The organism is Weizmannia sp. FSL K6-0777, from assembly GCF_038593185.1.
Lineage (GTDB): Bacteria > Bacillota > Bacilli > Bacillales > Bacillaceae_C > Weizmannia > Weizmannia faecalis.
Genome location: NZ_CP151971.1, coordinates 3,152,308 through 3,171,184, shown reverse-complemented (window position 1 = coordinate 3,171,184; position 18,877 = coordinate 3,152,308). Strand labels below are relative to the sequence as shown.

Below are 18,877 nucleotides of genomic sequence, written 5' to 3'. Positions count from 1 at the left end.
CAGCAGATATTGAAAAAGCCGCTGAGGACATCGAATTTCCGAATTGTACGGACATGACACCATGCCCGCAGAACGGCATATGTCTGGTATAAAGCTTTTTTCCAGGTAAAAGCCAGCCATACCCCTGAAAAATGGCCATCGTTGATGGACTGGGTCAAAAGAATTCGTATTGGAAGGTTATCTAGGGAATGGGGTGAGGAGTGGGCACCCCTGAAAAAAATAGCCGTTCCATTGAGTAAGTTCTATTAGGAACGGCTGTTTTTTGCCAGAATATTGATAGGCAGCATTACTTTTCAAGTATCTTTGAGCTGTTTCAGTAGATCTTAGATTCTTTATGCATTCCGGGGGAGGGGAAAAGGCTAGTGGATTTTGGTAATTCAACATTATTCTATGATCATTTTCCACCTTTTCATTTTTTTGACCAGTGTAGAATGGCTTACGCCCAACTTTTCAGCCGCCTTGCGAATTGATTTATTTTCTTGAATGGAGTCCCGTATGACTTGCATTTCAAACTGTTCAACTTGATTTTTCAGGGTTGAGAAAGACTTTGTATTTGGTTTAGCGTCTTTGTAAGCATTATATATATGAGGGAGCAGATGTGAAATTTCAATGCAATTTACGGGTATGGATACTACAATGCTCTCCATTAAGTTCCTTAACTCTCTGACATTACCCGGCCAGTTATAGCTTCTCAAAACATTTTTGGTGTCACTTGAAAGGCTTTTTTTAATTTTATATTCCCTGCAATAATGGAGAAAGTAATGGTCAATTAATTCGTCGATATCCTCTTGCCTTTCTCTTAAAGGAGGCACTTCGATTTCTACGACGAGTAACCGATAAAAGAGATCCTCACGGAATTTCCCTTCTTTTACAAGTTTTCTTAAATTCTGATTTGTAACTGAAATAATTCGGATATCCAAATTACGCGGGCTTTTGCCTCCAATTCTTTGGATTTGTTTTTCTTGGAGGGTCCGTAATAATTTTACTTGTAATTGTAAAGGCATTTCACCAATTTCGTCTAACATAATCGTACCACCGTTAGCTAATTCCAAAAGTCCGATTTTCCCTTCCTCTCGAGCGCCTGTAAAAGCTCCTTTTTCGTACCCAAAAAGCTCTGATTCCATGAGAGATTCCGGAATCGCACCACAATTGACCTTAATAAAAGGTTTATCTTTTCTATCACTTAACTTATGAATCAGGTTAGCGACGACTTCTTTTCCTGTTCCTGATTCGCCGGATATGAGCACACTTGTAGGGTGTGGGGAAATTAGTTTAACTTCATCATATATTTGCCTCATTTTTTGGCTTTTAAAAATTATCGGCTGGCGCGGGTCATTCATTTTAAAAGTATATCGATTGTAGTTGAGTTCGGAAAAATATTTTGCTTTCTCGAGTTCTTGCCTCATGTCATTAAGATGGGTGATGTCTCTTACGCTCGTCACTACCATCTCAATATTACCGGTTTCATCAAATACGGGATTTCCAGTAACAATAACATCTTTTTTCCCATTAATTTTTTGCATGATCGAGATTCGCTTTTTTCTTTCAAGGACCAGCAATGATACGGATTGATCTATATATCCTTGTTCCTTTAAATCTGCCATGTGATTTCCGATTAGTTCTTCTCTTTTAAAACCCGTAATATTCTCATATTCCGAATTCACTAAAATGGTTATACCGTTATGATCTGTAACGTAAATACCATCTGTTGAAAATTCTATGATGGCTTCCATCTTTTTTAGATGATCACGATATCGTTCCATTTGCGTTATATTTTGAATTACAATGATTGCTCCTAATAATTTATGATTTTCATAGAGTGGTGTTCTATTTATTAAAAGCCGTCTGTTATTTATTACTATCTCTTCACCTGCATTGGTATTCCTCTGTTTAGCCATGCCAGGCAGTTCGGTTTTTGGGATAATATTTCGAATGTGTATATCCGGATCGTTCTTGCATTTGATATTCAATAGTTCTTCTGCAGATGAATTCATCATTAATATTTTGTTGTTTTTGTCAATGACAACAAGGCCATTGTACATTGATGAAAAGATATTTTCCCATAATCCGTTTTCCGGAATAAGAGATTTCATCAAGTTAACCTCCTCGTAATTGGTGATTTTTTTATATTAATGGTGACATGCTTCACCAATAACGATTCTGTATTACTTGTAGAAAAACCTTCTTTTGAATTTCAATATAATTCGTAATTAGGTGGAATTTTTCACCGATAAAAATAATCAATTAAAGTATGGCGGGCTTTTCAAATGGCATGGTTTTTGCATTTAATGGATTGAATAATTAGGAATGGGGTGGTTAGATATACTTGCTAAACTACGTAACAGGATGTAAACTGGCAGATTATTTTTGGTAAGGACAATGAAAAATCATTGATATCCCACAAGGAGCATTCCTGTAATGAAGGAAATTTGAGGTTTGCACAAAAAAGAGCCCCCCTGGTATGATACGAGGTGTCCAGAGCTTCAAAAGCAAAAATGGACCCTTAATTGATATCCAGGGAGGACTCACCATGAATTATACCCAGAATCACAAGATTTCGCAAATCACGACATCAACGCTCAGTTCTGAAGAGTAAATTCATCAATTTTTAGATGTTTTATGATAAAATGACTTATCCACATTTAGAAAATTTTTCCATCTATTTTTTCTGCTTTCAAAGTCAAAAAGAGCCGAATTTGCAAATTTCTTTTTTAAAATTGTGGATAACTTCAAAAAAACCTTTTTTTACATCACATCCTTTGCTATAATATAACCATTAAGTAAACCTTACTTGTATTGGCTTACTTAAATGGGTGAAATCCTCGTCTGTTAAAATGCGTGTCCGAAACGATTCCAACAGATTTGAGGATTTTTCTTTTGCCGTTTTTTTGAGTGCTTTTAAGATTGACGAACCTTTTTCAAACAGCTGTCTAATAATATCTGTTATTTGAACTAATAAATAATGATTTTTCATGGCTGTGTAGTTTTGGCTATTGGCATGTTCTATATTGTAACGATTATTTTTTTGTTCGTTAAATCCTTGATTTTCAATCTTCCAGCGGCTTCTTCCTGCAGCGATGAGTCGTTCCACGTTCTTTTTCGTGATTTTAATATCCGTTATAAATACATACTCTTTCGATTTCCCATCCTCTGTTTTCATTGTGGCCTCCATCAGATTGACCGTTCTGTCTTTGTAGGCAATATCATTCACCCAAACTAATGAATTCTGATCCTTACTTTGTTCCAGCTCTTTTATTGCCTTAAACTCCGTCGAGATACTTTTAATTCTCCCTTCCTTAAATCTGCATATATATTTCCATTTGTGCGCCCTGCACAGATTAAATACCGTTTCACATGCATAGAGACTATCTCCCAAGATACAAATCGGTAGTCTTTTAAATATTTTTTTTATTTTCTTTGCCAGCCTGTCGAAGGCTTTTAATTCACAATCTTGCTTAGAAACATTTTCTGATTCATTTTCGATAAATTCGGAGGCAATACTGAAGACCATATCCCCCACGACAAGCTTGGCTTCAAGTACATGGTGCATATAAAGTACGTTCGTTTCTCCTGTTTCTTTATTTGTATATGCCCGTCTCAGGCAGTGTTTACAATGTTTCTCATGAAAGGTGTGTAATCCAGTTCCATCAATGATGACACCCCAGTACTTTCCTTCAATTCGATAAGACTCGAGAGACCTTTTTTTCAATAATTCTTTAATCATATACGTTCTAATTTTTTCTAATTCATTTACATCTAAGCCAGATAAAAAGTCGTTAATTGTATCATAATGTGGAAGTTCTTCAAGAGAATCTAAGCCTAACACCTTCCCTACATTTTTAATACATTCTTCTTTATTAAAACTCTCACTCATGTTTCTCATGGATTTTAGGCCGGTCATATTTTTCAACATCATCGTAAATAAAAGGACCTCTGGACCATAAGTGATATAGCTTTGATGTCGGTGGTCTGCTACCTTTTTTAGGTTATTCATCAGGTCTTTGAAAAAATGCTTCTGAATTTTAAGGAACTCGAAAAAATAATTTGCTTCTTTTTCACGATTTCTTTTTTCTTTTCTAGTAACCAAAATAAAAACCCCCTCAAAACAGCCAAGTTTAATTAGGGCTTGCTGAACGAATCAAATTTTAGCTTGTATTCGACTTGTCACTAAGCCATGCCAAAATATTCGTCCAGCAAGCTCTAATTATTTAAATTATTACATATTTAGCCGCATTTTTGGGGGGGATAGTTAAATTATCACGAAAAATTTTTACTCCTCAGAGCTGATCAACGCTCATTATCGGCATTGATGTAGCGAAGGACAAACATGTCGCACGAGCGCAGGATGACAGAGGCATTGAGTTTGGCAAACGTCTGATCTTTGAAAATCGATTTCATGGCTTTCAAACCCTGTTGGATTGGATGGAAAGACTAAGAAAACAGAACCATAAAGACCATGTGATTTTCGGGGTTGAACCAACAGGGCATTTTTGGCTGAGCCTTGCCTATTTTCTTAAGGCTAAGGGTTATGATTTTGTTTTGGTCAACCCGATGCACGTCAAGAAAAGCAAAGAGCTGGATGACAATTCGCCAACGAAAAATGATACGAAAGATGCCAAAGTGATTGCACAGCTGATTAAGGACGGGCGATACTCCGTACCCAATCTCCTGGACGGCATTTATGCCGAACTGAGAGAAGGCGCCAAATTAAGAGATCAGCTCGTTAAACAGCTTATGATCACAGATGGCCGTATTCAAAACGTTATTCAGCGCTACTTTCCGGAGTTTTTTGACGTATTTAAAGACTGGGAAGGCAAAGCGGCCCTTTGTACCTTAAAAAGTTTTCCATTTCCTTCACAAATCAAGGAAATGACTCCTGAAGAAGTGCTTGAGAAATGGAAGACACAGGTTAAAAGAGGTGTCGGCATCAAAAAGGCAACAAAGCTTGTGGAAGCAGCCAGAAAGAGTATTGGCATTCAAGTTGGCATGAAGTTTGCCAAACGGGAAATAGACTGCCTGCTTGAGCAGTATGAGCTTTACAATCAACAAATCCAACAGTTGGATCAAGAACTGGAAAGCCTGGTAGAAGATCTCCCGGGAGCCAGGCAAATGATGGCTATCCCAGGCCTGGGAAAGACCACAGTCGCTTTATTTTTCGCTGAGGTGGGTGACATTACAAAGTATAGCCACCCCCAACAGCTTGTAAATTTAGCAGGGCTCTCATTGAAAGAACATAGTTCAGGGAAGTTTAAAGGGCAAACAACCATCACCAAACGGGGAAGAAAGAGGCTTCGAAGAGCCTTGTATCTGGCAATTCGCCCGCTGGTTGTGCACAATCCGGCGTTTAAAGCCCTGCACCAATATTATACAAAGCGCCCTAAACACCCGTTGAAGAAACAGCAGTCACTCATAGCCTTGTGTTGTAAGTTATTGCGTGTCCTATTTGCCATTGGCAACAAGCAATGCGATTTTGATGGGGCAAAATTATTGCAAGGATTGCCTCAAATAGAAACATTACAGGTTGCTTAAAAAAGCAAGGTAGCTCTTAAATACAGCTTTATTCCGAATAAAAACACCAATAGTGCAGAGCCGGAGTTTATTTATTCCATTCGGGCATTATGACCCAGTCGAGGAGCATATCCGGCCTCCACCTCATGGATACGCAGGACGAAGGAATGTGTGGACCCCGATCCTGGGAGACATAGGAGGGTGAGCGACCGTGAGTTGTGTGGAGATTTTATGCACGGTTATACCTTTTCGTTTACCAAATATATCCAATTTGGTTGTTAGGATGGACCTTACCCTGCAAGAAAATTCTGCTTATATCTATTTAGAGGTGTGACAACGATTAGGTGTAAATCAAATACCTATGAAATTTGGAGAATATGCGAGTAAATGAGAGATAATTGAACTTTATTGAAGGAGAGATAATTGAACTTTATTGAAGGAGGAATGGCAATGGTAAACATTAAGAAACCCAGGCCCAAACTTTATGTTATGGACAATGGGCGAATGAGAATGGACAAAAACCTAATGATTGCGGGATCAAATCAAGCAACTGTCGATCATCCCAATGCCCCAAATGAAATGGTAGAATTTCCGATTTATACAGTGCTAATTGATCATCCGGAAGGAAAAATTTTATTTGATACTTCCTGTAATCCCGATTCAATGGGACCGGAAGGACGGTGGAATGAGGCTACACAAAAAGGATTCCCATGGACTGCAAGCGAAGAGTGTTACTTACACAATCGATTAGAGCAATTAAATGTCCGGCCGGAGGACATAAAGTATGTGGTGGCGTCCCATCTTCATTTGGATCACGCGGGTTGTCTGGAAATGTTTACGAACGCAACCATCATTGTTCATGATGATGAATTAAATGGTGCGTTGCGGGTTTTTGCTCGTAACCAAAGCGAAGGCGCCTATATCTGGGCTGATATAAATGCATGGATTAAAAATAATCTTCAGTGGCAAACCATTAAACCTTATGAAGACTATTTAGAGCTGGTAGAAGGCGTAAGAATTATAAATTTTGGTAGCGGCCATGCATGGGGATTGATTGGGTTACAAGTTAATATGCCTGAGACCGGGTCTATTATTCTTGCCTCTGACGCCATTTATACCGCAGAGAGCTACGGGCCTCCAATTAAACCGCCAGGAATTTTATATGATTCTGTAGGGTGGGCAAAAGCTGTTGAAAAAATAAGGCGTTTAGCAAAGGAAACAAATTCTGTTGTTTGGTACGGACATGATGCCCATCAGTTTGAGACATTTCGAAAATCTACCGAGGGTTACTATGAATAATTTTGGAAGGGGTTTCATAAATGGAGACACGGGCAGCTGTTTTGTATGAAATGGGGTTGCCAGCCCCTTATAAGGAAAGCCAGCCGTTAAAGATTGAGACATTGAAATTGGAACCTCCTAAACAAGGGGAACTCTTGATAAAAATTAGGGCCGCTGGTTTATGCCATTCAGACCTTTCAGTCATAAATGGAAGCCGGCCAAGGCCGATGCCAATGGCTCTTGGTCATGAAGCAGCAGGTGAAGTGATTGAAGCGGGGGAAGGTATTACGGATTTAAAACCCGGTGATCATGTTGTTTGTTCTTTTGTTCCCAGCTGCGGTCACTGTCTCCCTTGTCAAGAAGGACGTCCTGCATTATGTGAACCGGGTGCGAAGGCCAACAATGAAGGGGAAATGTTGTCGGGAGGGCGACGCCTTAAGAAAAATGGCAAAGAGATCAACCATCATCTTGGAGTTTCAGGTTTTGCGGAGTATGCGGTGGTTTCCAGAAATTCTGTTGTCAAGGTTGATCCTGAAATCCCATTTAGCAAAGTTGCTATCTTTGGTTGTGCTGTGATTACCGGGGTAGGTGCAGTCATCAACACAGCAAGGGTCAAACCTGGAAGCAGTGTTGCCGTGGTGGGTCTGGGTGGAATTGGACTTAACGCATTGCTTGGTGCGGTGTTAGCAGGAGCAAGAAAAGTTATTGCGGTGGATATTAATACCCAAAAACTTGAGATTGCCAAAAAACTAGGCGCAACTGAAACATTTAATTCCCGAAATCCGGATGTGATTAAAGAAATTCGTTCAGCAACAGACGGTGGTGTTGATTATGCATTTGAAACAGCGGGTGCTGTTCCCGCAATGGAGACCGCTTATCGGATTACAAAAAGAGGAGGGATGACAGTAACAACAGGGTTGCCTGATCCCAGCCATCAATTTTCATTTCCGCAAGTCACGTTAACTGCTGAAGAACGTACGGTCAAAGGGTCTTATTTGGGAAGTTGTGTGCCTTCCCGTGATATTCCCCGTTTTATTGAATTGTACAAACAAGGCCGGCTTCCTGTTGACCGGCTTTTAACAGATACGTTACCATTTGAAAAAATCAACGAAGGATTTGATAAATTGGCTAATGGTGAAGCGGCCCGTCTGGTTGTCGAAATGTAATCAGCATATTGGAAGATAAAGTTTAAAAGGTCCCGGGGCTTTAAGGGGCTCCGGGGGATTTATGGCCGAAATAGCCCTGCATTTGCCCTGTTGTTGCTACCGGAAACCTTGATTTCCACTCTTCTTAGTTATGAATAGAAGCAATCTTCATTCATCAATTTTTCTTCTTTTAAGACCACGGGCATGAGCAGAACACCTCCTCATCATGTGTTGGTTTTACGGGTCCATTATAGTAAATCTGACTTTTATCGTGCCTGCATACAGTGATAATGATTTGCTTAGATATGCATATGATTACGAGCAAGCAAGCAGGAATAGGAAAGCACCCCCTTTGACTCCTCCGCTTGAGGATGAAATCTTTCGCTATGCTGTGCATTTATGTAAACGCCCTGAAGAACGCGAGGATAAAACTCAGCCCAACATTACAGTAAACACGCGAATTGTTGGAAATAGGGCAGAACTTAATGGGACTGCAAATGACCCGATTGGGGTATCTGAACTAAGATTGTATGATAATGGAGAAAAACAGAGTGTCATACTCGATCAAAACAGTTGGTCCGCAAGATTTTCCATTGCGCCTTATTTAGCTCCCGGCTATCGAGGAAGACAGTCTTTAGCATTATTAATATTGTGCAAAGACCAGGAAGGTAATACATCAGGGATATATAAAGAGTTACCTCTGCCATTTTTACCCTGAATCATTAAATGGAGTTTTTCTAAACCTTGGCTTTGAAAATAGTTTTCTGCCGTTGGTAGATACTTAAAACGGGGAAGATTCTGATTCGTGAGGATTCGAATATAATTGAGAAAAAACTGATACGACATTGAATTGTAAGAAAAGCAATCAGAATGGCTTTCCAAAAAATAGCAAGGGGCGCATCGTATGGCCCCTTTTGCAGTGCGCCGTGCATGGCGATTCGCTAGGCGGTGTAAGTCCGCTATGGGGGTAGGTAGCGACCAACCATTAGCCAAGAGCAAGGGTGTCCATCGTGAGATGGAATCTGAAGGAAGCTGGAGGCAAAATTCTGACCCGAGGAACACGAACATCATTAGGCGTACTCTCACAGGGTAAGGCTGCTGAACAAGTCAAAGCCCAAAAGCTATCCGGATGTGGAAACGTAAATGGTGCGGGTACATGGAATGAAAGCAAATCACCTTACCACGGGAGGTCTCACGGACAGGTGGAAACAGAGTATGAAACCTGGTTGAAACAAGATTTGCCGTGAGAAGTCAGCAGAAGCCATAGTACGGAGATGCCTGGAGCATCGAAGGAAGGGCTGAACTAAAGGAAGTGGAAGTCAATGAAAGTTACCGAAGAAACGAACAAATGCAGAAAACAGGAAGAAACCTGCTGTCAAAAAGATACTGCGGAACAGGAAGGATATGGCAGAGGGCATAGTTTCAAGAGGATAACTGAAAACAACACCACTAACACCAACAGACAGAACGAATGGATGCTCGAACGAATCCTTTCAAGTAATAACCTGCACCGTGCCTATAAAAAGGTAAAGAAAAACAAAGGTGCGGGCGGTGTCGATGGAATGAAAACAGGTGAACTTTTGGCATACCTAACTGAACATCAGAGGGAACTCGTCCTCTCCATTCGAAATGGGACATACAAGCCCCAACCCGTTAGAAGGGTAGAAATTCCAAAAGACAACGGGAAAACAAGGAAACTTGGAATACCAACGGTAGTAGACCGAGTCATCCAACAAGCCATTTCGCAGGTCCTAGTCCCTATATATGAAAGAAAGTTCTCAGACAATAGCTATGGTTTCCGACCACATAGAAGTACACATCAGGCACTTCTCAAGTGCCAAAAGAATGTAAATGAAGGATACCAGTATGTAGTAGACCTGGACTTAGAACAGTACTTTGACACGGTAAACCATAGTAAGCTTATCCAGATATTGAGTGAAACAATTCACGACGGACGTGTAATCTCCTTAATCCATAAATTCCTAAATGCAGGTGTTATGATCAAAGGAATAAGGACAACAAATGATTTCGGTGTTCCACAAGGAGGACCACTAAGTCCGCTTCTTGCCAATGTAATGTTAAACGAATTGGATAAAGAAATGGAAGCAAGAAATCACCGATTTGTCCGTTACGCTGATGATGTGATCATATTCTGTAAAAGCCGAAGAAGCTGCGAAAGAACATACCATAACATTCTCCCATTCATTGAGAAGAAATTGCGACTCAAAGTGAACCGAGAGAAGACGATGATCACACATATTAGAAACATCAAGTTCCTGAGTTATGGATTTTACCTTTATGAAGGAAAATGCAAATTCCGGGTACACCCGAAGGGTGTTCAAAAATTAAAGGAGAAAATTCGCAGAATCACAGGAAGAAGCAACGGATTAAGCGTAGAGGAAAGAAAGAAAAGGCTAAACGACACTGTCCGAGGATGGGTAAATTACTACAAGCTAGCGGATATGAAAAGTCTGGTAACCAGACTGGACCAATGGACACGAAGAAGAATGCGAATGGTAACTTGGAAAAGATGGAAGAGAGTACGCACAAGATTTTATTGGCTCAAGAAATTAGGGATCAATAAAAGAAAGGCGTGGGAATGGGCTAACACAAGAAAAGGCTACTGGAGAATCTCCGGCAGCCATATCTTAGCTAGAACCCTTACAAACGAACTCTTCCGAAGAGCAAGGTATATAAGTTTTCTGGATTACTATCTGTCTGTACGGTCGTAAACTTTAGAACCGCCGTGTACGGAACCGTACGCACGGTGGTGTGAGAGGTCGGCTAATCAAATAATGATTAGCCTCCTACTCGATTGTATTTTTTCCAAGTCCCTTTGTTTTTGGCGATCTCTGACTGTTTATAGTTGAGGTCCAGCTCATAAGAGCTATTCACTTTCAATAGGTTAATGCCCAAAACCATTTTCTTCAAATAACCCTTCTTTTTCTAAACGGTCCAGCATATTGAAAATTCCTTCCTGGTTATGGCTGGCAGTAAGGTAATTGGCAAACTGTTTTGCATTAGGAAGCGCATTTGCCATAGCTATGGAATATTTTTTTCTGTTAAACATAGAAATATCATTTTCACTGTCGCCAAATACAATGATTTCATCATCACGGATCCCGTATTTCTCCATAATGATATCTAATGCTTTTCCTTTTGAAATTCCCTTGTTTGTAACTTCCATTTTTCGTTCATCTGAAAAAACAAATTCATATTTGTGATAAAAGGGATTGTTCATTAATGTTTGACGGACAAACCTCATATAAAGAGGGTCCTGTACAATAGAAATTTTATTACAAAAATCAGGCGAGTCTTTCAAGTCCCGGATCAAAATTTGGTTTGGATATCCGTCACGGGTATCACATAGCCAGCTGTACATGCCACCGGTCCATGGGTAATCTTCAGGAAGCCGCATTTCCGCTCGAATGTTACGTTTGATATTATAAATGGATTCCGGCAAATAAGTATAAATGGTATCATCCTGGCTGTACTGCAATTCAACATTAAATAAGGAAAAGAAATCGTTAATTTCTTTAATGTTTGAAGCGTCCAAAACGCTTATTCGAGTCCGTTTACGGGTTTTAACATGATAGATGGAAGTGCCGTTTACGTCTATCAAAATTCCATCATATTTATCCATATTCAGTTTTAAGGCATCTGGAAGGAGTCTGATATAGCTACGGCCACTGGCCAATATGAGCTTAACCCCTTTTTTTTGCAGTTCAATCAACTTATGGAATGTTTTCGGTGATATGTTATTTTCTGATGTAAGCAGGGTTCCATCCATATCACAAACGATCGCTTTAATTGTCATTCTTGTACACCACTCTTTTTTGTGAAATATAGCGCTTTCCGTATTTTTTCAAGCGACTTCTTATTTTCTTCTTCATCATGATACATGACAGACACATATATAATATCAATAATGGTTAAATAAAGAATACGTGCAGTAAGTGTCTCCGATCGAAAAGCAGATTCCTCAGAATAAACAACAAAAGCGGTGTCCGAGAGTTTGACCAACTCCGAATCATAATTTCCCGTTAATGTAATAATTTTTGCCCGGTTTTCCCTCGAAATTTTTGCTATTTCAATGGTATCAAGTGTCTCTCCTGAATGTGAAAATAGAAACACACAATCATCGGGACCTAATTTTGTTGCATAACTGAGCTGCATATGTAAGTCAGCAACATAGTTACAATGATATTTGGTTCGCAGGAATTTATGGTAAGCATCAAGGGCAATGACGGATGAGGCCCCCTGGCCAAAAAAGTAAATGCACTTTGCCGGATAAATTAAGCTCAATGCTTTATTTAGTTGCTCCTCTTTCAAAGATTGAAGTAAACTTTCTAACAGCCCTTTATTTGAATTTATAATTTTTTGTGCAATAACATGCGTAGAATCAGATTTACAAATATCCGGAAAAACAACAATCTCTTGGCTGCGTTCTTCGTTTGTACGAAAGTTTGAGGCAACAGTAATTTTAAAGTCTTGAAAACCGTCGAATCCGATTTTTTTAACAAATTTAAAAATTGTAGATTCCGAGACGCCAGTATCCTCAGCAATATTGGAAAGGGTTTTGTTTACAACTTTCTTACCAAGTTGCATGAAATATTCTGCAATGATTTTTTCGGTATCAGTAAAACTTTTCAAACGAGGGCGAAGTAAATTTCTCAAATAATCGTAGGTCATCGTATTTCACCTCTTGGAAGTATAGTATCCTAATTGAATCCGTTTTATTGTTTAAATTTTCCTTGTGTGCTTGAATGAAAATCATTTATCGGCCTGTGACCTTTTTAGCTTTTTCAACCGCTACTTATGACGTTTTTTCTTTCGGCTAACTGCCACGTTTTTGAAATATTTGTATGGATATTTGGTGTTTGCTTACGAGCTTCAAATGACTGTGTCATCTATGATAAATCCTTTAGCAATGCCTGGGTATTCATTTCCCGCTTCCAAAGTATTTGGACCCTTTCAGTTTGATATGAGCCGGAAAAACGGGGTTTTCTGACAGATGAAGGCAATATTTTCATTTAACCGTTTCACAAGGGTTTCGCCACCCCCCATAGGTTACTTCTCCCGGTGTCCCAAAATGGAATCATTGCAAGTGGTGTGGCACTTTAATAAAGATTCATAGCAATGGACTGTTTCCATCATCTTTATTCTTAGATGCCAAATAAGATCTTTGTGGTAGAAGGTCAGAAGCAAGCGTCACTTCAATCTCTTTTTTGTCTCTAATCAATTTTCATTATACAAGACTTAGGGAGAGATATTTCTTATTTTGTCCTCTCAAATCCTGGAGAAACGGGAAAGAGGAAAAAAATCAATTAAATTACTGCAGGTTTCATCCTTTAAAGTTATGATATCACACTCACGGGATTGAAAAAATATTTTTTTCCTGTAAGCCTTTACAGATAAAAAAATATTTGCTAAGATGAACTTGATCATTGATATACCCCAAAATTTCTCAGGGAAGTGATAAAAAACAAAAAAATCCAGAGATTGATATTCAAAGCTGCTTTATAAGAATCAGCCGTTTTTGACATGAGTTTTTCCAAGCTAAGCCATGTATTTTTTGGGAAGCTGGTTTTGTTTTTCGCCGAGTAAATTGATCAATGGAGGTTGGTCTGATGAAAGTAGGCATGATAGGGTTAGGCAAAATGGGATGGAACATGCTGCTGAATTTGCAGGAAAAATCGGTGAATGTTGCAGGATATGATGCTTCAGAGAGTGTTAGAAAAAAAGCTTACGAGGAAAACTTGCCTGTTCAAGATTCACTTGATGCGTTATTAAATGTTTTAGAAGAGAAAAAAATTGTTATGTTAAGTACACCTGCGGGCAACATTACGAACACATTAGTAAAAACGCTTTTAGACAAACTAAACCCCGGGGACATTATAATAGATGCGGGGAATTCCTATTACAAAGATAGTGTCAAAAACTTCGAATTGGCTCAAGAAAAAGGAATCGGGTTCCTCGATTGCGGAACGTCCGGGGGCATAGAAGGGGCCAGATACGGTGCATGCTTGATGGTCGGCGGAAAAAAAGAAATTTTTGATCAAGTTGAAGAAATTTTTTCTAAATTGGCATGTGAAAAGGGTTATACCTATACAGGCAAACCAGGGAGCGGCCATTATTTAAAAATGATTCATAACGGGATTGAGTATGGCATGTTACAGGCTATCGGAGAAGGATTCGATGTTTTGCATGCAAGCCAGTATGATTACGATTTTGAAAAGGTTGCTTCAGTCTGGAACCATGGTTCTGTGGTTCGCTCCTGGCTGATGGAATTGGCGGAAAAAAGTTTTAAAGAGGATCCAAAGCTGGATCATTTGCGCGGAATTATTGACGCAAGCGGTGAAGGAAAATGGACTGTAGAAGAAGCGCTTGATTTGAATATTCCTGCTCCGGTTATTGCAAGTTCATTGTTCGTACGGAACGCTTCAAAAATTGAAGATAGTTTCTCTGCAAAAGTTGTATCAACGATTCGGCATCAATTTGGAGGACACGAAATAGTTGAACACTAAGGAGTAGTCATTATGGGTGAAAAAAATAAAATTGCAATCGTAAATTCAAGCAGTTTTGGAAAGATTTTTCCGGATCATATGGAAAGATTGCGTCAGTTAGGGGAGGTTGAAAGATTTCATTTTGATAGTGAAATTGATGGGAAAACACTGGCGAAAGAGTTAAAAGGCTTCAATATGATCATCGCAAGTATAACGCCCTTTTTTACAAAAGAATTTTTTGAGTACAAAGATGAGTTGAAGTTAATTACACGACATGGGATCGGCTTTAATAATATCGATCTTGAGGCTGCAAGAGAACATAATACAGTTGTTTCCATTGTACCGCCTTTAACGGAACGTGATGCAGTTGCAGAGAATAATGTTACGAACTTACTAAATGTGATGCGGCAAACAAATAAAGCGCATCAAAAAGTTATAAAAGATAAATGGGAAGAACGGGCAAATTTTATTGGCCATGAGATCAGTGGCAAAACAGCCGGGGTCATTGGAGTAGGAAACATAGGCAGCCGTGTTGCCGAAATATTCTATTATGGATTCCGGTGTGAAGTACTAGGATATGACCCTTATAAAACTAAGCAAGACCTGGCGGCATTTGGTGTTAAAAAAGTTGAACTGAATGAGCTGTTGGAAAGAGCTGAAATCATTAGTATATGTGCAAGTCTTAACAAGGATAATTATCATATGTTATCCGAAAAAGAATTTGCCAGGATGAAAGATCATGTCTATATATCGAATACTGCCAGGGGGGCATTAATTAAAGAAGAAGCGATGGTAAAAGCATTGCAAGATGGGAAAGTGGCTGGTTTTGCAACAGACGTATTGGAAGATGAACCCGGCAGATCGGACCATCCTTATTTAAACTTTGATAACGTTATCATGACGCCGCATACTTCTGCATATACAATGGAATGTCTGAGAGGTATGGGGGATAAGTGTGTTACGGACTGTGAAATGATGGCAAAAGGAATCCTCCCGAACCGTTCTGTACAACCGGTTAGTTGCTATTTAAAGTAGGAGGTTTTTAAAATGATCCAGGATTTAAATGTGAAAGTTGGCCCTCAATTCTATCGATATAGCGAGGGTGCAATAGATATTATACCTGAGATACTCCAGGAATATCAAGCTAAAAACATCATGATTGTCCATGGGACGGTATCTTGGGAAAAAGCAAAACCCTTTATGAAAAAGGTAATGGGTTTAGATAAAAAAATTATTTATGAACAATACCATGGCGAATGCAGTTATAATGAGAGCCACCGGATTGCAGAAATCATCCGGGAAAATGATATTGATTTTGTAATAGGCGTCGGGGGAGGAAAACTAAGCGATTTGGTGCTGCTCACCAGTCATTTAACAAGTACCCCATTTGGCTTAGTCCCCACTTTAGCCAGCAATTGTGCGGCATGGACGCCACTTTCTGTTATGTATAAAGACAACGGCTTAGCAGAAGGGAAAACGGAGCATGTGAAACGCCAAGCTGCATTTCTTGTTATGGATCCAGCACTTGTCATTGATTCGCCCGTAAAATATTTTATTGCTGGCATTGCAGATACTATGGCGAAATGGTATGAATCTGATTTGATTTTGGAACAAGACAAATTTAGCAGAGAACCTTTTCCACAGCTGGCACGGTATACAGCACGGATGTGCAAAGATACGATTTTAAATGAGTCCATGAAGGCGATTGAAGATATGAAAAATAAAACAATCTCCGATGAATTCACGCATGTTTCAGAAATTATTATAGCCATTTCCGGTTTGGTTGGGGGATTGGGTGATAAATATGCACGCAATACTGCAGCACACGCAATCCATGACGCGATCTCTGCCTATATACCGGAAGTGCATAAATATTTACATGGAGAAAAAGTAGCGTATGGCATATTTTATCAATTGGCATTGGAAGGAAAGTGGAAAGTCATTGATGAATTAACTCCGTTTTATGAGAAATTGAATTTACCGAAGTCTTTAACGGAAATGGGCGTATACCCTATGTCTGAAAGTTTATTGAAAGACATTATTCAATTTGTTAATAGCAAACAAAAAGTACACTTGCTTCCAATTGAAATAAATGAAAACGTTTTAACGGAAGCGTTAATCAATTTGGAGAATTATATTAATAAATAAGGGGGTTGCAAAGCGTGGAAACATTAACATTTTGGCAAAGTTTGATCATAGCGCTTTGGGTAGCAGCCATAATGTCGCGCGCGTTTTTAGGAGGGGCAACATTAACATTACGCTTTTCCCCATTAATGACAGGTTTAGTTGTAGGGATAGTAATGGGGCATGTAGCAGAAGCAATGATCATCACCGCAGCCATTCAGTTGATCTATATGGGGGTTTTTTCTCCTGGGGGGACAATGCCTTCAGAGCCCTCAATTGCAGCAGCCATCGCTGTTCCGGTTGCAATATTAGGTAATCTAAAGCCGGAAGCAGCCATCGCGGTAGCAGTACCTGTTGGGTTGTTAGGTGCATATTTATATCAATTCCGCTTTTTCATCAATACCTTTTTAGGCAAAATAACTGATAGGGCTGTAGAAAAGTTGGATGATGGTGCAATTACTCGCAGTATTGTTCTTTATCCTGTTATAGCGTCCTTTATCCTGTTTGTTCCGTTGGTCTTTATTGCATTGTATTTTGGCGCTCCTGTTATCGCTGATGTTATTAAAACTTTGGAAGGAACTGTCGTATTTCATATCCTTGAAGTCATTGGAGGCGGTTTAGCAGCAATTGGTATTGCGACAACGATTTATGTCATCGGGCGCCGGGAATATATTGTCTTCTTCCTATTAGCCTTTTTTATGAGTGTTATTTTTGCAAGTTTAAAAATCACAATGGTAACATATGCAATCCTGGGCGCATTAATCGCTGCGATATTCGTGCTTGTTAAAAGTTCGAATAATAGAACGGCTTCAACAAATGCAAATGATGCAAGCAGTTTTGATGACGATGATGATGACTTCTAATAGGCTAAAAGAAAGGAGAATTTAAAATGCAGGACAAAGGAAATAAACTGCCAAATGCATCAGGTTCAAATTTGGAACCTGAGCAAATTACAAGTAAAGATGTATCCAAATCCTATATAAGATGGCATTTTGCGAATGAAATCCCGCACTCTTTTGACCGTTATCTGGCAGCTTCATTATTATGGGCTATGATGCCAATACTGCGTAAATTGTATAAAGATGATGAAGCTTTACGTGCGGCATATAAGAGGCAACTGTTGTTCTTTAACACGCAGTTAACCTGGGGCGGCGGTATCATTACCGGTTTAATGTCTTCAATGGAGCAGGAACGTGCCCGAGAAGAGTATAACCGTGAAGAAATAAAAATGACCGACGACTTAATGTATAATACGAAGGCCGGGTTGATGGGAGCTTTAGCAGGTATCGGGGATTCAATTGACTCAGGTACGATTCAATACATTTTTATTGCAATTGCCATTCCTTGGGCTCAACATGGAAGTGCCTTGGGCGCACTTTTCCCGTTTGTTTGCTTTGCTACCTACCAAGTATTGATTGGTTTATTTTTCGCCCGTCAAGGATTTACAAGAGGACGTAATGCGACTTCATTGATGCAAAGTTCAGGGATTCAAAATATTATTGACTTGCTTTCAATTTTAGGTTTGTTCATGATGGGCATTCTGGCCGGGAACTATGTAAAAGTTTCATCATCTTTGACATTCCATTTATCGGGACGCGAATTTAATATACAAGAGACATTAAATTCTATTCTGCCTGGAATGTTGCCTCTAGCAGTAGTATTAGGAGTATACTGGTACTACACGAAGAAGGGATTGAAAGTTACCCGGGCATTAATCTGGCTAACCGTAATATTGGGTGTTCTTGCAGCTGTTAGAATTTTATAACAAAAAATTTTTGGCAAAGGGGATAGAATGAATGGGTGTTGTAAATCTGGCTCGTGTAGATGAGCGTCTAATCCATGGACAAGTGATGATCACCTTATCGAAGCGCAACGGTGTTAACTCCATATTCGTAGTGGATGATGTTGTAGCAAAAGATAAATTTATGAAAGACCTCTATAAGAGTGCAGGCAGCCGTACAGGCCAAAAAACAATTGTAATGACCCTGGATAAATGTAAGTATTATTGGGATGAATATCGTTTTAAAGAATATAGCTGTATTCTCATTGCCAAAACCATTGATGTCATGTATGAGTTAGTAAAACATGGGGTTCCGATGAAAGAACTAAATATCGGCGGCATTGCTCAAAAGGATTCTGAAAAAGACGTGCTGGTCACCAAATCTGTTTATTTAAATAAAGAAAATGCACTGAAATTAAAAGAATTAAACGAAAAATATGGGGTTGAAAATATCTATTTTCAAGCAACGCCCTCAGCTCCCCGTACCAGCTTGAAAGAGGTATTAAGTAAATTCAAGTTATAAAATTCGTTATTAA

General features: G+C 39.3%; 14 protein-coding genes. 10 read left to right on the top strand and 4 right to left on the bottom strand.

Translation table 11 applies throughout. From position 1 onward, the window contains the following. Nucleotides 1–383: 383 nt before the first annotated feature. A complete protein-coding gene (locus NST70_RS15175; RefSeq protein WP_342475433.1) occupies nucleotides 384–2,093 on the bottom strand; it encodes a sigma 54-interacting transcriptional regulator in 1,710 nt (569 codons plus the stop codon). Nucleotides 2,094–2,776: 683 nt separating this feature from the next. Continuing rightward, the gene (locus NST70_RS15170) at nucleotides 2,777–4,087 is read right to left on the bottom strand and encodes a transposase family protein (RefSeq protein WP_013858128.1); all 1,311 of its coding nucleotides are present in this window, start codon (nucleotides 4,085–4,087) and stop codon (nucleotides 2,777–2,779) included. Nucleotides 4,088–4,296: 209 nt separating this feature from the next. Here NST70_RS15170 and NST70_RS15165 point away from each other — a divergent pair, with 209 nt between their 5' ends. From NST70_RS15165 to ltrA, 4 genes are all read left to right on the top strand, one after another. Then, nucleotides 4,297–5,529, top strand: coding sequence for an IS110 family transposase (locus tag NST70_RS15165; protein WP_342476234.1), 1,233 nt, complete (start codon nucleotides 4,297–4,299; stop codon nucleotides 5,527–5,529). A gap of 429 nt (nucleotides 5,530–5,958) precedes the next feature. Continuing rightward, nucleotides 5,959–6,807: an N-acyl homoserine lactonase family protein gene (locus NST70_RS15160; RefSeq protein WP_342475432.1), complete on the top strand. Its 849-nt coding sequence runs from the start codon at nucleotides 5,959–5,961 to the stop codon at nucleotides 6,805–6,807. A 20-nt stretch (nucleotides 6,808–6,827) separates the two neighbouring features. Continuing rightward, nucleotides 6,828–7,952 carry a zinc-dependent alcohol dehydrogenase family protein gene (locus tag NST70_RS15155; RefSeq protein WP_342475431.1) on the top strand — a complete coding sequence of 375 codons (1,125 nt, stop codon included), beginning with the start codon at nucleotides 6,828–6,830 and terminating at the stop codon, nucleotides 7,950–7,952. Between the two features lie 1,301 nt (nucleotides 7,953–9,253). Beyond that, nucleotides 9,254–10,663: a group II intron reverse transcriptase/maturase gene (ltrA, locus tag NST70_RS15150; RefSeq protein ID WP_043052469.1), complete on the top strand. Its 1,410-nt coding sequence runs from the start codon at nucleotides 9,254–9,256 to the stop codon at nucleotides 10,661–10,663. 173 nt (nucleotides 10,664–10,836) lie between these two features. On the opposite strand, the gene NST70_RS15145 is transcribed toward ltrA, so the two are convergent. Further along, nucleotides 10,837–11,748 (bottom strand): HAD family hydrolase, encoded by a 912-nt coding sequence (locus NST70_RS15145; RefSeq protein ID WP_342475430.1) that lies wholly within the window; start codon nucleotides 11,746–11,748, stop codon nucleotides 10,837–10,839. Then, nucleotides 11,745–12,623, bottom strand: a complete 879-nt coding sequence (locus tag NST70_RS15140; RefSeq protein WP_342475429.1) for a MurR/RpiR family transcriptional regulator — start codon at nucleotides 12,621–12,623, stop codon at nucleotides 11,745–11,747. Before NST70_RS15140 ends, NST70_RS15145 begins: the two co-directional genes overlap by 4 nt. A 938-nt stretch (nucleotides 12,624–13,561) precedes the next feature. Between NST70_RS15140 and gnd the strand changes: the two genes are divergently transcribed. From gnd to NST70_RS15110, 6 genes are read left to right on the top strand one after another with little or no spacing between them, the layout of a single operon-like run. After that, nucleotides 13,562–14,458, top strand: a complete 897-nt coding sequence (gene gnd, locus NST70_RS15135) for a phosphogluconate dehydrogenase (NAD(+)-dependent, decarboxylating) (RefSeq protein WP_342475428.1) — start codon at nucleotides 13,562–13,564, stop codon at nucleotides 14,456–14,458. A gap of 12 nt (nucleotides 14,459–14,470) precedes the next feature. Then, complete coding sequence (locus NST70_RS15130; RefSeq protein ID WP_342475427.1) at nucleotides 14,471–15,472, top strand: D-isomer specific 2-hydroxyacid dehydrogenase family protein; 1,002 nt, start codon at nucleotides 14,471–14,473, stop codon at nucleotides 15,470–15,472. A gap of 12 nt (nucleotides 15,473–15,484) precedes the next feature. After that, a complete protein-coding gene (locus NST70_RS15125) occupies nucleotides 15,485–16,585 on the top strand; it encodes an iron-containing alcohol dehydrogenase family protein (RefSeq protein WP_340703019.1) in 1,101 nt (366 codons plus the stop codon). 14 nt (nucleotides 16,586–16,599) lie between these two features. Continuing rightward, nucleotides 16,600–17,424, top strand: coding sequence for a PTS sugar transporter subunit IIC (locus tag NST70_RS15120; RefSeq protein ID WP_342475426.1), 825 nt, complete (start codon nucleotides 16,600–16,602; stop codon nucleotides 17,422–17,424). A gap of 26 nt (nucleotides 17,425–17,450) precedes the next feature. Then, the gene (locus NST70_RS15115; RefSeq protein WP_342475425.1) at nucleotides 17,451–18,326 is read left to right on the top strand and encodes a PTS system mannose/fructose/sorbose family transporter subunit IID; all 876 of its coding nucleotides are present in this window, start codon (nucleotides 17,451–17,453) and stop codon (nucleotides 18,324–18,326) included. A 31-nt stretch (nucleotides 18,327–18,357) separates the two neighbouring features. Next, on the top strand, nucleotides 18,358–18,864 hold the full coding sequence (locus tag NST70_RS15110) for a PTS sugar transporter subunit IIB (protein ID WP_340703016.1): 507 nt from the start codon (nucleotides 18,358–18,360) through the stop codon (nucleotides 18,862–18,864). Nucleotides 18,865–18,877 lie beyond the last annotated feature (13 nt).